Genomic DNA, 13952 nt, shown 5'->3' with positions numbered 1-13952 from the left:
GGGTGCACACACGCACCCGGGCTGCGAAGGCTTTGGGGGCTGTGGTAGTCTGCTGGCCCTTTTTTGGTTCAGGGTGTTCCGAAGCTACGGTTAACGTGGCATTTGCGGGCACCCCCACAGCGGAGCAGTGTTATGTCCGAAGTAAATCTGTCGACCGACGAAACTCGCGTTAGCTACGGCATTGGCCGTCAGCTGGGCGATCAACTGCGCGACAACCCGCCGCCGGGCATCAGCCTGGATGCAATCCTGGCTGGCCTGACTGACGCATTCGCGGGCAAGGAAAGCCGTGTAGGTCAGGAAGAAATGTCGGCCAGCTTCAAGGTGATCCGCGAGATCATGCAAGCTGAAGCGGCTGCCAAGGCAGAAGCTGCTGCAGGCGAAGGCAAGGCTTTCCTGGCTGAAAATGCCAAGAAAGACGGCATCACTACCCTGGCTTCCGGCTTGCAATTTGAAGTTGTGACTGCTGGTGAAGGCGCCAAGCCATCCCGTGAAGACACTGTACGTGTTCACTACCACGGCACCCTGATCGACGGCACTGTGTTTGACAGCTCCTACGATCGCGGTCAGCCAGCTGAGTTTCCGGTTGGTGGCGTGATTGCCGGCTGGACCGAAGCCCTGCAACTGATGAACGCCGGTAGCAAATGGCGCATCTACGTGCCGAGCGAACTGGCTTACGGCGCGCAAGGCGTTGGCAGCATCGCTCCGCACAGCGTGCTGGTATTCGACGTTGAGCTGCTGGACGTTCTGTAAGAACTCGGCGCTTTAACGTTGGCTGCGGGTTTGCCAGCAAACCCGCAGCTGCACCGGCGACGTCATAGTTGTATCTTGGCGTGGTGCGGGTGGGTGTCAGTTGTGCCGCAAGGGCGCAATGCCCGGGCATAGCAAAACAGAAACAAATTTCGCACCAGCTCCTTGAGCACCACCGGCTCACTTGAGTTGAGACCGTTGAAATCCAGGTCACCCTGGTCCTGCAGTTCATTCAGCGCTTCTTCTTCCAGTACCGCACAGACTTCCCCGGTTTCCCGATGCAGGATTCGCAGATAGGGATGTGGGCGGTCCAGCCAGGCATCAATTAAATAAGTCATGTCGTCATCTCCTTGATGAATACCAATGAGAATAATTCTTATTCAATTAATAGCAAGTGCCTATTGGCAGATTTATCATCTTTGAGCATTAGAGTTGCTGCGGATCAAAGTTGCTGGCTTTTTGATGTTGCGCGGGGGTGTAGCGAGGGAAGTCGTACCTTCCTGCGCGAAACGCAGGAAGGAAAGCAGCAGGATCAGACTTTACGTACGAACTCGGATTTGAGTTTCATCGGGCCGATACCGTCGATCTTGCAATCGATATCGTGGTCGCCATCGCACAGGCGAATGTTTTTGACCTTGGTGCCCACTTTGACCACCAGGGACGTGCCCTTGATTTTCAGGTCCTTGATCACGGTGATGGTGTCGCCGTCAGCCAGGACAGTGCCTGCCGAGTCTTTGTAGACTTTTACATCGCTGGCTTCTTCACTCTCGCCGTTAGCGGACCACTCATGGGCGCATTCCGGGCAGATCAGCTGGACGCCGTCTTCGTAGGTGTATTCGGAATTGCATTTTGGGCAGGGCGGCAACGTGCTCACTAAAGCTCCTTAAGAGTCAGGATGGCTAAAAGGCGCGCATTATATAGGGTTTTAGTGCGGGGCGGGAAATGGCGGGGCAGATTGACCGTGTGGGAGCGGGCAAGCCCGCTCCCACAGGCAGTTAGTGCGTGCGTGCTACCGCAAATTCGCTCAGCTCAACCAGTGCGTCGCGGTATTCGCTTGGCGGCAGGGCTTGAAGGCAAACAATTGCACGGGCCACATAGTCACGAGCCAGTTGAGCGGTGTAGTCCAGCGAGCCGGAGGCCTCAACGGCAGCACGAATGCTCTCCAGGTCCTCAATGCCGCCTTTCTGGATGGCTTTGCGCACCAGGGCAGCTTGCTCGGGCGTACCTTCGCGCATGGTGTAGATCAGCGGCAGGGTCGGCTTGCCTTCGGCCAGATCGTCACCGACGTTTTTGCCCAGGGTTTCGGCGTCGCCGCGGTAGTCGAGCAGGTCGTCAACGAGCTGGAAAGCCACGCCCAGGTGATCGCCAAAGGTACGCAGCGCTTCGCTTTGTTCTGGCGTTGCACCGGCCAGTGCTGCAGCACTGTGGGTCGACGCCTCGAAGAGCATCGCGGTTTTGCCGCGAATGACTTCCATATAGGTTTCTTCGGTCGTGCTGGCGTCGCGTACTTTGGACAACTGCAACACTTCGCCTTCGGCAATGATGCGGGTGGCTTGCGACAGGATTTTCATCACTGGCATCGAGCCCAGCTCAACCATCATTTCGAACGAGCGCGAGTAGAGGAAGTCCCCGACCAATACGCTGGGTGCGTTGCCCCACGTTGCGTTGGCTGTTTTGCGGCCACGGCGCATGCCAGACATGTCGACCACGTCGTCGTGCAGCAGGGTTGCGGTGTGCAGGAACTCGATGGTCGCGGCCAGCAGACGCATGTCGTCGCCTTCGCGGCCAAGGGCCTTGCCACACAGCAGCACTAATAAAGGACGAAGGCGTTTGCCGCCGGCTGAAGTAATGTAGTCACCGATTTTTGAGACCAGCGGTACGCGTGAAGTCAGCTGCTTCTTGATGATGCCATCGACGGCGCTAAAATCGTCCGCCACCGCGCGGTAGAAAGCTTGGGGTTGCATCAGCGACAGGTGCTCCAGAAGGGTTGCGCGGCATGCTAGGTCGGGGGGCTGGGCCTGTCAAGGCGCGATAGACGGCCCCTTGCAACCCCGGCATGGCTTGCGTACAATCGCGCACCCTGAACTTCCTGGGCAGCACCTGCCTTACGCAATTGCACTTGGGCCGTTCCAGCCCCATGCAGCCATGCCAGCCAATACCTTTACCTATAAAGCGCTGGGTGAGCAGGATTATCGGAGAAATACCATGTCGTACGCAGTAATCGTTACTGGTGGCAAGCAATACAAAGTAGCTCCAGGTGAATACCTGAAGATCGAAAAACTGGAAATCGCTACCGGCGAATCCGTAACTTTTGATCGCGTTCTGTTGGTCGCCAATGGCGACGACGTAAACATCGGCGCTCCAGTTGTTCCTGGCGCCACTGTTGTTGCTGAAGTGATCTCCCAAGGTCGTCACGATAAAATCCGCATCATCAAGTTCCGTCGTCGTAAGCACCACATGAAGCGTATGGGCCACCGCCAGTGGTACACCGAGATCAAAATCACCGGTATTCAGGCTTAATTTCAGCCTAATTCCTCACTAGGAGAATTGACTCATGGCACACAAAAAAGCTGGTGGTAGTACCCGTAACGGTCGCGACTCAGAAGCCAAACGCCTTGGCGTGAAGATGTATGGCGGCCAGGCTATCATTCCGGGCAACATCATCGTGCGTCAGCGCGGCACCCAATTCCACGCTGGCTACGGCGTTGGTATGGGCAAAGATCACACCCTGTTCGCGAAAGTGGAAGGCGTGATCAAGTTCCAGGTTAAAGGCGCCTTCGGTCGTCGCTATGTAAGCATCGTTCCGAAGACTGCAGTCGTCGCGGCGTAATAGCTTGGTAGCTGGAAGAGCCCTGTCTTGCGACGGGGCTTTTTCGTTTGTGGGGTGAGTCTCTTGCAAAACTGTTTGTATGGGCTGCTGGCGCTGGTTTTTACGGTCGTTGATTGAGGTCGCTGCGCTCATTTTTGCAAGAGTCTTATGTCTTGGTTTTTATCGGCTCGTCCTGATGACGAGAGGCGTGTTTTGTTATGAAGTTTGTTGATGAAGTATCGATCAAAGTAAAAGCAGGCGACGGCGGTAACGGTTGCATGAGCTTCCGTCGTGAGAAATTCATCGAGAACGGTGGTCCAAACGGTGGTGATGGCGGTGATGGCGGCTCGATCTACATGATCGCCGACGAAAACCTCAACACCCTGGTTGATTACCGCTACACCCGTCACTTCGATGCCCAGCGCGGCTCGAACGGCGGCAGCGCTGATTGCACGGGTCGCAAGGGTGAAGATCTGGAGCTGCGCGTTCCGGTCGGCACCACGGTGATCGACGCGGGCACTCAGGAAATCATTGGCGACCTGACCAAGGCCGGCCAGCGTTTGCTGGTTGTGCATGGCGGTTGGCACGGCCTGGGCAACACCCGTTTCAAATCCAGTACCAATCGGGCGCCACGCCAGACCACTCCGGGTAAGCCGGGTGAGCAGCGTGACCTGAAACTGGAATTGAAAGTACTGGCTGACGTGGGTCTTTTGGGCTTGCCGAATGCCGGTAAAAGTACCTTTATCCGTTCGGTGTCTGCGGCCAAGCCAAAAGTGGCGGATTATCCGTTTACCACGCTGGTGCCTAACCTGGGCGTAGTCAGTGTGGATCGCTGGAAGAGCTTTGTGATTGCCGATATTCCTGGCTTGATCGAAGGTGCTTCCGATGGTGCAGGCCTGGGGATTCGCTTCCTCAAGCATTTGGCGCGTACCCGACTGTTGTTGCACCTCGTCGACATGGCGCCGGTTGAGGGCAGTGAAAGCGCTGCCGATACCGCAGAAGTCATTGTCAATGAACTGACCAAGTTCAGCCCGTCGCTGGCTGAGCGTGATCGTTGGTTGGTCTTGAACAAGTGCGATTCGTTGCCGCAGGACGAGCATGATGCGCGCGTTAAAGAAGTTGTCGATCGTCTGGAGTGGACGGGTCCGGTATACGTGATTTCGGCCATTGCCAAGATCGGTACCGACAAGCTGTGCCACGACATCATGCGTTATCTGGAAGATCGTGCTGACCGTCTGGCCAATGACCCTGCCTACAAGGAAGAGTTGGCTGAGCTTGATCAGCGCATCGAAGATGAGGCGCGTGCGCAGTTGCAAGCGCTGGATGACAAGCGTGCCTTGCGCCGCAGCGGCGTGAAGAGCGTCCACGACATCGGCGACGATGACTGGGATGAAGAGGATGTTGAAGACGATGATGGTCCTGAAATCATTTACGTCCGCGACTGATTCGTTGCAGTAAACTACAGCGCCGCTCAATGAGCGGCGTTTTAGCATCTACGAATTGGTAATCAAAAATAATTCCATGGGTAGCGCTCGGTCGCGCTGCTCTCAGGCATAGGTTGGATGATGATGCGGAGCAAGGTGACGGGTGCGCAGCGCTGGGTTGTTAAGATCGGCAGTGCGTTGCTGACAGCGGATGGCAAAGGCCTGGATCGCGCAGCGATGGGAGTCTGGGTTGAGCAGATGGTGGCGTTGCACGAGGCTGGCGTTGAGCTGGTGCTGGTGTCTTCGGGTGCGGTTGCGGCCGGGATGAGTCGCTTGGGCTGGACGGTGCGACCGAGTGCCATGCACGAACTGCAAGCGGCTGCGGCCATTGGCCAGATGGGCCTGGTGCAGGCCTGGGAGTCGAGCTTTGCCGAGCACTCCCGGCATACCGCACAAATCTTGCTAACCCATGATGATCTGTCTGATCGCAAGCGTTATCTCAACGCCCGCAGCACCTTGCGTGCGCTGGTGGAGTTGGGCGTGATCCCGGTTATTAATGAAAATGACACGGTGGTTACGGACGAGATCCGCTTCGGTGACAACGATACGCTGGCGGCGCTGGTGGCCAATCTGGTCGAGGCGGATCTGCTGGTGATTCTGACTGACCGCGACGGCATGTTTGATGCTGATCCGCGCAATAACCCTGATGCGAAAATGATCTACGAGGCACGTGCCGACGATCCTGCGCTGGACGCGGTAGCAGGTGGCACGGGGGGGGCGCTGGGGCGTGGTGGTATGCAGACAAAATTGCGGGCAGCGCGTCTGGCAGCGCGTTCGGGTGCGCATACCATCATCGTGGGCGGGCGGCTTGAGCGGGTGCTGGATCGTCTGAAGGCTGGTGAGCGTCTGGGTACGTTGCTGTCTCCTGAGCGCGGTCTGCTGGCGGCGCGCAAGCAGTGGCTGGCCGGGCATCTGCAAACCCGCGGCACGCTGGTGCTGGATGAAGGTGCGGTTGCGGCCTTGTCCAAGGGCAATAAAAGCTTGCTGCCGGTAGGGGTCAAGGCGGTTCAGGGTGGTTTCCGTCGTGGTGAGATGGTCGTTTGTGTGGCTCCGGACGGACGAGAGATTGCCCGCGGTCTGGCTAACTACAGTGCCGCAGAGGCGCAAAAAATTATTGGGCAGTCGTCGGATGCGATTGTCGGTCTGTTGGGGTATATGGCTGAGCCGGAGTTGGTTCACCGCGATAACCTGATCCTGGTTTGAATGTGAGGTGTGACATGCGCTTGATTGGCGGTTTATTGGGGTTGATGCTGGCGGTGCCGTTGCTGGCGTCGGCCGAAGAAATCGGCACGGTATCGACCGTGTTCAAATTTGTCGGGCCGAATGATCGAATTGTGGTTGAGGCGTTCGATGATCCGAAGGTTGAGGGTGTGACCTGTTACTTGTCTCGCGCCAAGACGGGCGGGATGAAAGGTGGGCTGGGGTTGGCTGAGGATCGCGCCGAAGCATCGATTGCATGCCGTCAGACCGGGCCGATCAGCTTCAAGGGTGAGCTCAAGGATGGTGAGGAGGTGTTCAAGGAGCGCACGTCCTTGGTGTTCAAGACCATGCAGGTTGTGCGTTTCCTCGACAAGAAGCGCAATACGCTGGTGTATCTGGTGTATAGCGATCGTCTGATCGAAGGCAGCCCGCAGAACGCAGTCACGGCGATCCCGATTTTGCCGTGGGCACACGAGTAACGTTCCCAATAAAAGAGCTGCGGTCATCGCAGCTTTTTTTTGCCGATTTTTTACTGTGTTGGTGCTTTGACGTTTTTGTAGTCGCTGACGAGCGTCGCAAGGCCGTAGGGTGCGCTCATTGGGGGGTGCGCAGGTTGTCGGAATGCGACCGCTTCGCGCTCGGACCAGCCTCGCTACGCTCGTCAGCGGCTACAGGGTGAGCGTTGTGTTCAGAAGGGGGCAAATCACAGGCAATAAAAAACCGACCCTGAGGTCGGTTTTTTAAAAAGCTTATCGCTTAAGCGGCAGTCGCAAGGTTCAAAGCCTTGACGTGGCCATTCAGGCGGCTCTTATGGCGAGCAGCTTTGTTCTTGTGGATGATACCTTTATCGGCCATACGGTCGATAACAGGAACAGCCAGAACATAAGCAGCTTGCGCTTTAGCAGCGTCTTTTGCGTCGATGGCCTTAACTACATTCTTGATGTAGGTACGAACCATGGAACGCAGGCTGGCGTTGTGGCTGCGACGCGTCTCAGCCTGTTTTGCACGTTTTTTGGCGGAAGGTGTGTTGGCCACCGTCGAGCTCCTCGAAAGACTTTTGGGAAATAACAAACAAAATAGGCCGCGAATCATGCCGATGACGAGAACTCTTGTCAAGGGCGTTTGATGCGATCCGCTGAGTGGTGGATCGAGGCAGACGGGATATTTATTTCCGGCGCTTGACCTGTAAACTCGCGAGCTTGGCTCTGTGCTGTTGCGGCGCGCAGTATCGCATAAGTGGGCGCTTTGTTCGCCTGCTCTTTCTCTATAGGCAAAAACTCTTTCAATGAACCTGCTCAAGTCGTTGGCTGCCGTCAGCTCAATCACCATGATTTCCAGGGTTCTGGGCTTCATTCGCGACACCATTATTGCGCGCGCCTTTGGTGCTGGCATGGCCACGGATGCGTTCTTTATTGCTTTCAAACTGCCAAATCTGCTGCGCAGGATTTTCGCCGAGGGTGCTTTTTCCCAGGCGTTTGTGCCGATTCTGGCGGGATACAAAAGCCAGCAGGGCGATGAGGCGGCCCGTACATTTGTCGCGTATGTCGCCGGGCTTTTAACCCTGGCACTGGCCATTGTGACCGTACTGGGCATGGTGGCAGCTCCATGGGTCATCTGGGCGACCGCCCCGGGCTTTGCCACGACCCCGGAAAAATTCGAGCTGACCAGTGACATGCTCCGGGTCACGTTCCCTTATATATTGCTGATCTCGCTGTCATCGCTGGCGGGGGCAATCCTCAATACCTGGAACCGTTTTGCAGTGCCGGCCTTTGTGCCGACCCTACTCAATGTCAGCATGATCATTTTTGCGCTGTTCCTGACGCCGTATTTCGATCCGCCGATCATGGCGCTGGGTTGGGCGGTGCTGGTCGGCGGTCTGGCCCAGTTGCTGTTCCAGCTGCCTCATCTGAAGAAAATCGGCATGCTGGTGCTGCCGCGCCTCAATCTGCGTGACAGCGGGGTCTGGCGGGTGATGAAGCACATGGTGCCAGCCATTATCGGTGTCTCGGTCAGTCAGATTTCGCTGATCATCAATACGATCTTTGCTTCATTTCTTGTCGCAGGCTCCGTGTCCTGGATGTACTACGCAGACCGCTTGATGGAATTGCCATCAGGTGTGCTGGGCGTGGCGCTCGGGACGATCCTGTTGCCGACCCTGTCCAAAACCTACGCCAACAAAGATCGTCAGGAATATTCGCGGATACTCGATTGGGGCTTGAGACTGTGCTTTGTATTGGTGCTGCCGTGCTCGTTGGCGTTGGCCATTTTGTCCGAGCCGCTCACCGTTTCGCTGTTCCAGTACGGTCAGTTCACCGCCTTTGATGCGGCCATGACCCAGCGTGCATTGATCGCGTATTCGCTTGGGTTGCTCGGGATTATCATGATCAAGGTCCTGGCGCCGGGCTTTTATGCGCAACAAAACATTCGTACGCCGGTGAAAATCGCGATTTTTACCCTGGTGGTGACTCAGTTGCTCAACCTGGTATTTATTGGGCCGTTGCAGCACGCCGGTTTGGCGTTGGCCATTAGCGTGGGTGCCTGTATCAATGCCGGCTTGCTGTTCTGGCAGATGCGTCGGCAAAAGCTGTTTGTCGCGCAGCCGGGCTGGACTAAGTACCTGTTCAAGCTGGTGTTGGCAGTGCTCGTGATGTCTGCGGTACTGCTGGGTTTGATGCAGCTGATGCCTGCCTGGGATCACGGCAATATGCTGGAGCGGTTTATCCGTCTGGGCGGTCTGGTCATTGCGGGTGTGCTGGCTTATTTCGGCACGCTGCTGCTGCTGGGCCTGCGTTTGAAGGATTTCGCACGCAAGTCTCTTATGTAGGGTAATTGCAGGTCAGACGTCTATTTTGTCGAATTGACCTGATTTGCCTTGTGCTGTTGCCTGTCGTACCGGGCCGGGTGTGGTTATAATCGACCACTTTATGAGCAAGAAGCGCGTTATGCAGCTGGTTCTAGGCCTTCACAATCTGCGGCCCCAGCATCGGGGCTGCGTCGCCACTATTGGCAACTTTGACGGTGTACACCGTGGTCACCAGGCTATCCTGGGCCGGCTGCGTGAACGTGCGCTGGAGTTGGGCGTGCCCAGCTGCGTGGTGATTTTTGAGCCGCAGCCGCGCGAGTTCTTCAACCCGGATACGGCTCCGGCCCGTCTGGCCCGGTTGCGCGACAAGCTGCAACTGTTGGCCGACGCCGGGGTTGATCGGGTGCTGTGCCTGGCGTTCAACCAACGCCTGTGCAAGCTCAGTGCGGCCGAGTTCGTCGATACCATTCTGGTTGATGGCCTGGGTGTGCAGCATCTGGAGGTCGGTGACGACTTCCGTTTTGGCTGCGACCGCGTGGGCGACTTCGACTTTTTGCAGCAGGCAGGCCAGATGCAGGGCTTTACCGTCGAGGCGGCGCAAACTGTCGAACTTGAAGGTGTAAGAATCAGCAGCACCAAGGTGCGTGATGCCTTGGCTGATGCAGATTTCTCCCTCGCAGAACGTTTGTTGGGGCGCCCTTTCCAAATTACTGGCAGGGTATTGCACGGGCAGAAACTGGCGCGGCAGTTGGGCACTCCAACCGCCAATATCCAGCTCAAGCGTCGTCGTGTTCCGTTGACCGGGGTGTATCTGGTCAGCATTGAAATCGATGGTAAAACCTGGCCCGGCGTCGCCAATATTGGCGTCAGGCCAACCGTAGCAGGAGATGGCAGCGCCCATCTTGAAGTACATCTATTGGATTTCGCCGGTGATGTGTATGGCCGGCGATTGACCGTGGCATTCCACCACAAGCTGCGTGATGAGCAGCGTTTCGCCTCCCTGGAGGCGCTCAAGACGGCGATCAATGCGGACGTCGCCGCCGCCCGAGCCTATTGGCTGGGTCAACCGCTTAAAAAGAGCCTGAAATGACCGACTACAAAGCCACGCTAAACCTCCCGGACACCGCCTTCCCAATGAAGGCCGGCCTGCCACAGCGCGAACCGCAAATTTTGCAGCGCTGGGACAGCATTGGCCTGTACGGGAAGTTGCGCGAGATTGGCAAGGATCGTCCGAAGTTCGTACTTCATGACGGTCCTCCATACGCCAACGGCACGATCCACATCGGTCATGCGCTGAACAAGATTCTGAAAGACATGATCATCCGCTCCAAGACCCTGTCGGGTTTTGACGCGCCGTACGTGCCGGGCTGGGACTGCCACGGTTTGCCGATTGAGCACAAGGTTGAAGTGACTCACGGTAAAAACCTGCCTGCGGATAAAACCCGCGAGCTGTGCCGTGCCTACGCCACCGAGCAGATCGAGGGTCAGAAGGCCGAGTTCATCCGTTTGGGTGTTCTGGGTGACTTCGCCAACCCTTACAAAACCATGGACTTCAAAAACGAAGCCGGTGAAATCCGTGCTTTGGCCGAAATCGTCAAGGGCGGTTTCGTGTTTAAAGGCCTCAAGCCTGTGAACTGGTGTTTCGATTGCGGTTCGGCCCTGGCTGAAGCGGAAGTCGAGTACCAGGACAAAAAATCGGCGGCCATCGATGTTGCGTTCCCGGTTGCCGACGAAGCCAAGCTGGCCGAGGCCTTTGGCCTGTCAGCCCTGAGCAAGCCGACATCGATCGTGATCTGGACCACCACCCCGTGGACCATCCCGGCCAACCAGGCGCTCAACGTGCACCCGGAATTCACCTACGCGCTGGTCGATGTGGGTGACAAGCTGCTGGTGCTGGCTGAAGAGCTGGTCGAGTCATGCCTGGTTCGTTACAACCTGCAAGGTTCGGTCATCGCGACCACCACCGGTGCAGCCCTGGAACTGATCAATTTCCGTCACCCGTTCTACGACCGTCTGTCGCCAGTTTACCTGGCCGAGTACGTTGAGCTGGGTGCTGGCACCGGCGTGGTTCACTCCGCCCCGGCATACGGCGTGGACGACTTCGTGACCTGCAAAGCCTATGGCATGGTCAACGATGACATCATCAACCCGGTGCAAAGCAACGGCGTGTATGTGCCATCGCTGGAGTTCTTCGGTGGCCAGTTCATCTGGAAGGCCAACCAGAACATCATCGACAAGCTGATCGAAGCCGGTGCGTTGATGTTCACAGAGACCATCAGCCACAGCTACATGCACTGCTGGCGCCACAAGACTCCGCTGATCTACCGCGCAACTGCGCAGTGGTTTATCGGTATGGACAAGCAGCCGACCACCGGCGACACCTTGCGTACCCGTGCGATCAAGGCCATCGAAGACACTCAGTTCGTTCCGGCATGGGGTCAGGCTCGCCTGCACTCGATGATCGCCAACCGTCCTGACTGGTGCATCTCGCGTCAGCGCAACTGGGGCGTGCCGATCCCGTTCTTCCTGAACAAGGAAAGCGGTGAGCTGCACCCACGTACCGTCGAAATGATGGAAGAAGTGGCCAAGCGCGTTGAAGTTGAAGGCATCGAAGCCTGGTTCAAGATGGACGCTGCCGAGTTGCTGGGCGACGAAGCGCCGCTGTACGACAAAATCACCGACACGCTGGACGTGTGGTTCGACTCGGGCACTACGCATTGGCACGTTCTGCGCGGTTCGCACCCTATGGGTCACGAAACCGGCCCGCGTGCAGATTTGTACCTGGAAGGTTCCGACCAGCACCGTGGCTGGTTCCATTCCTCGTTGCTGACCGGTTGCGCCATAGACAACCACGCCCCGTACCGCGAGCTGCTGACCCACGGCTTCACCGTGGACGAAGCGGGTCGCAAGATGTCCAAGTCCCTGGGCAACGTGATTGCACCGCAAAAGGTCAACGACACCCTGGGCGCCGACATCATGCGTCTGTGGGTTGCCTCGACGGACTACTCGGGCGAAATCGCGGTATCCGACCAAATCTTGCAACGCAGTGCGGACGCCTACCGCCGTATCCGCAACACCGCCCGCTTCCTGCTGTCGAACCTGACGGGCTTCAACCCGGCCACCGACATCCTGCCCGCCGAAGAAATGCTGGCACTGGACCGTTGGGCCGTTGATCGTGCTCTGTTGCTGCAGCGCGAGCTTGAACTGCATTACGGCGAATACCGCTTCTGGAACGTGTACTCCAAAGTGCACAACTTCTGTGTTCAGGAGCTGGGCGGTTTCTACCTTGATATCATCAAGGATCGTCAATACACCACGGGTGCCGACAGCAAGGCCCGTCGTTCCTGCCAGACCGCACTGTTCCACATCTCCGAGGCGCTGGTGCGCTGGATCGCGCCGATCCTGTCGTTCACCGCAGACGAGCTGTGGCAATACCTGCCGGGCGAGCGCAACGAATCGGTGATGCTCAACACCTGGTACAAAGGCCTGACTGAAATGCCTGAAGGCACCGAGATGGATCGCGCCTACTGGGAACGGATCATGGCGGTCAAGGTTGCGGTCAACAAGGAAATGGAAAACCTGCGCGCAGCCAAGGCTATTGGCGGCAACTTGCAGGCTGAAGTCACCTTGTTCGCCGAAGATGAGCTGGCAGCTGACCTGTCCAAGCTGAGCAACGAACTGCGCTTCGTGCTGATCACCTCCACTGCCAGCGTTGCACCGTTCTCGCTTGCACCTGTGGATGCCGTGGTAACCGAAGTCGCCGGTCTCAAGCTTAAAGTGGTCAAGTCGGCCCACGCCAAGTGCGCTCGTTGCTGGCACTGCCGTGAAGACGTCGGCGTGAATCCGGAACATCCGGAAATCTGCGGTCGTTGTGTCGACAACATCAGCGGCACCGGTGAGGTACGTCACTATGCCTAATACCAGTACTGCCGGGCGCTTCGGGCGCCTGGGCTGGCTCTGGTTGACCGTGCTGGTTCTGGTCATTGACCTGACCAGCAAGGTCTACTTCGACAACTCGCTGCAGATGTACCAGCAGATTGTGGTGATCCCTGATCTCTTCAGTTGGACCCTGGCTTACAACACCGGCGCGGCCTTCAGCTTTCTGGCTGACAGCGCCGGCTGGCAGCGATGGCTGTTTGCGCTGATTGCAGTGGTGGTCAGTGCCGTGTTGGTCGTCTGGCTCAAGCGTCTGGGGCGCAATGACACCTGGTTGGCCATCGCCCTTGCCCTGATTTTGGGTGGCGCGTTGGGTAATCTGTATGACCGTATTGCCTATGGTCATGTGGTCGATTTCATTCTGGTGCATTGGCAAAATCGCTGGTACTTCCCTGCGTTCAACTTCGCCGACAGTGCAATTTGCGTAGGTGCTGTGATGCTGGCACTGGATATGTTCAAAAGTAAAAAGTCCGGAGAACCCGCTCATGACTGAACAACGTATTGGTCAGAACACGCAGGTCACTCTGCACTTCGCGTTGCGCCTGGAAACGGGCGACACCGTCGACAGCACCTTCGACAAGTCCCCGGCCACTTTCAAGGTCGGTGATGGCAGCCTGCTCCCAGGTTTTGAAGCGGCGTTGTTCGGTTTCAAGGCTGGTGACAAGCGCACGCTGGAAATCCTTCCGGAAAACGCTTTCGGCCAGCCTAACCCGCAAAATGTGCAGGTTATCCCGCGTTCGCAGTTCAAGGACATGGAGTTGTCGGAAGGCTTGCTGGTGATTTTCAACGACGCGGCCAACACCGAGCTTCCGGGTGTGGTCAAAGCCTTTGATGATGAGCAAGTAACCATCGATTTCAATCACCCGCTGGCAGGCAAGACCCTGACCTTCGATGTTGAAATCAAAGACGTTAAAGCGCTGTAAATCTGTGCCCGGCTGCGGCCGGGCCTGATTGGCATTATTTTTCTGCGCGT

Annotated in this window: 15 protein-coding genes; 11 read left to right on the top strand and 4 right to left on the bottom strand. The window is 57.1% G+C overall.

Translation table 11 applies throughout. The features are described from left to right. Nucleotides 1–132: 132 nt before the first annotated feature. Entirely contained in the window at nucleotides 133–750 is a 618-nt protein-coding gene (locus TU76_RS05060; RefSeq protein ID WP_019824026.1) for a BamJ family beta-barrel-assembly machinery protein, read from the top strand. A 62-nt stretch (nucleotides 751–812) separates the two neighbouring features. Here the strand turns inward: TU76_RS05060 and TU76_RS05055 are convergent, their stop codons facing one another. The 3 genes from TU76_RS05055 to TU76_RS05045 form a co-directional block, all read right to left on the bottom strand. Further along, the gene (locus tag TU76_RS05055) at nucleotides 813–1085 is read right to left on the bottom strand and encodes a PA4570 family protein (RefSeq protein ID WP_019824025.1); all 273 of its coding nucleotides are present in this window, start codon (nucleotides 1083–1085) and stop codon (nucleotides 813–815) included. A 194-nt stretch (nucleotides 1086–1279) separates the two neighbouring features. After that, a complete protein-coding gene (locus tag TU76_RS05050) occupies nucleotides 1280–1621 on the bottom strand; it encodes a zinc ribbon domain-containing protein YjdM (RefSeq protein ID WP_019824023.1) in 342 nt (113 codons plus the stop codon). A 121-nt stretch (nucleotides 1622–1742) separates the two neighbouring features. Next, complete coding sequence (locus tag TU76_RS05045) at nucleotides 1743–2711, bottom strand: polyprenyl synthetase family protein (RefSeq protein ID WP_019824021.1); 969 nt, start codon at nucleotides 2709–2711, stop codon at nucleotides 1743–1745. A gap of 241 nt (nucleotides 2712–2952) precedes the next feature. Between TU76_RS05045 and rplU the strand changes: the two genes are divergently transcribed. The 5 genes from rplU to TU76_RS05020 all read left to right on the top strand — a co-directional run bounded on the left by rplU (nucleotide 2953) and on the right by TU76_RS05020 (nucleotide 6719). Continuing rightward, entirely contained in the window at nucleotides 2953–3267 is a 315-nt protein-coding gene (gene rplU / locus TU76_RS05040) for a 50S ribosomal protein L21 (protein WP_003443915.1), read from the top strand. Between the two features lie 34 nt (nucleotides 3268–3301). Then, nucleotides 3302–3577 (top strand): 50S ribosomal protein L27, encoded by a 276-nt coding sequence (rpmA, locus tag TU76_RS05035; RefSeq protein WP_003443913.1) that lies wholly within the window; start codon nucleotides 3302–3304, stop codon nucleotides 3575–3577. A gap of 197 nt (nucleotides 3578–3774) precedes the next feature. Then, on the top strand, nucleotides 3775–5001 hold the full coding sequence (gene cgtA / locus TU76_RS05030) for an Obg family GTPase CgtA (protein WP_019824019.1): 1227 nt from the start codon (nucleotides 3775–3777) through the stop codon (nucleotides 4999–5001). Nucleotides 5002–5124: 123 nt separating this feature from the next. Next, nucleotides 5125–6243: a glutamate 5-kinase gene (gene proB / locus TU76_RS05025; protein ID WP_019824017.1), complete on the top strand. Its 1119-nt coding sequence runs from the start codon at nucleotides 5125–5127 to the stop codon at nucleotides 6241–6243. Between the two features lie 14 nt (nucleotides 6244–6257). After that, nucleotides 6258–6719, top strand: a complete 462-nt coding sequence (locus TU76_RS05020; protein ID WP_019824015.1) for a CreA family protein — start codon at nucleotides 6258–6260, stop codon at nucleotides 6717–6719. Between the two features lie 277 nt (nucleotides 6720–6996). Here TU76_RS05020 and rpsT read toward each other — a convergent pair whose 3' ends face one another. Next, nucleotides 6997–7275, bottom strand: coding sequence for a 30S ribosomal protein S20 (gene rpsT / locus TU76_RS05015; protein ID WP_048351191.1), 279 nt, complete (start codon nucleotides 7273–7275; stop codon nucleotides 6997–6999). A gap of 250 nt (nucleotides 7276–7525) precedes the next feature. Here rpsT and murJ point away from each other — a divergent pair, with 250 nt between their 5' ends. From murJ to fkpB, 5 genes are all read left to right on the top strand, one after another. Beyond that, a complete protein-coding gene (gene murJ / locus TU76_RS05010) occupies nucleotides 7526–9064 on the top strand; it encodes a murein biosynthesis integral membrane protein MurJ (protein WP_048351190.1) in 1539 nt (512 codons plus the stop codon). A 118-nt stretch (nucleotides 9065–9182) separates the two neighbouring features. Continuing rightward, the gene (ribF, locus tag TU76_RS05005) at nucleotides 9183–10133 is read left to right on the top strand and encodes a bifunctional riboflavin kinase/FAD synthetase (protein WP_046808593.1); all 951 of its coding nucleotides are present in this window, start codon (nucleotides 9183–9185) and stop codon (nucleotides 10131–10133) included. Next, nucleotides 10130–12961, top strand: a complete 2832-nt coding sequence (ileS, locus tag TU76_RS05000) for an isoleucine--tRNA ligase (RefSeq protein WP_048351189.1) — start codon at nucleotides 10130–10132, stop codon at nucleotides 12959–12961. The genes ribF and ileS overlap by 4 nt, the downstream gene beginning before the upstream one ends. Next, nucleotides 12954–13472 (top strand): signal peptidase II, encoded by a 519-nt coding sequence (gene lspA, locus TU76_RS04995; protein ID WP_019824005.1) that lies wholly within the window; start codon nucleotides 12954–12956, stop codon nucleotides 13470–13472. Before ileS ends, lspA begins: the two co-directional genes overlap by 8 nt. Further along, nucleotides 13465–13902 carry an FKBP-type peptidyl-prolyl cis-trans isomerase gene (gene fkpB / locus TU76_RS04990; RefSeq protein ID WP_046808591.1) on the top strand — a complete coding sequence of 146 codons (438 nt, stop codon included), beginning with the start codon at nucleotides 13465–13467 and terminating at the stop codon, nucleotides 13900–13902. Before lspA ends, fkpB begins: the two co-directional genes overlap by 8 nt. Nucleotides 13903–13952: the final 50 nt, after the last annotated feature.

Source organism: Pseudomonas psychrophila (genome assembly GCF_001043005.1).
GTDB lineage: Bacteria > Pseudomonadota > Gammaproteobacteria > Pseudomonadales > Pseudomonadaceae > Aquipseudomonas > Aquipseudomonas psychrophila.
Note: the sequence above shows the minus strand (reverse complement) of the source record. Positions and strands in the feature narration are given on the sequence as shown.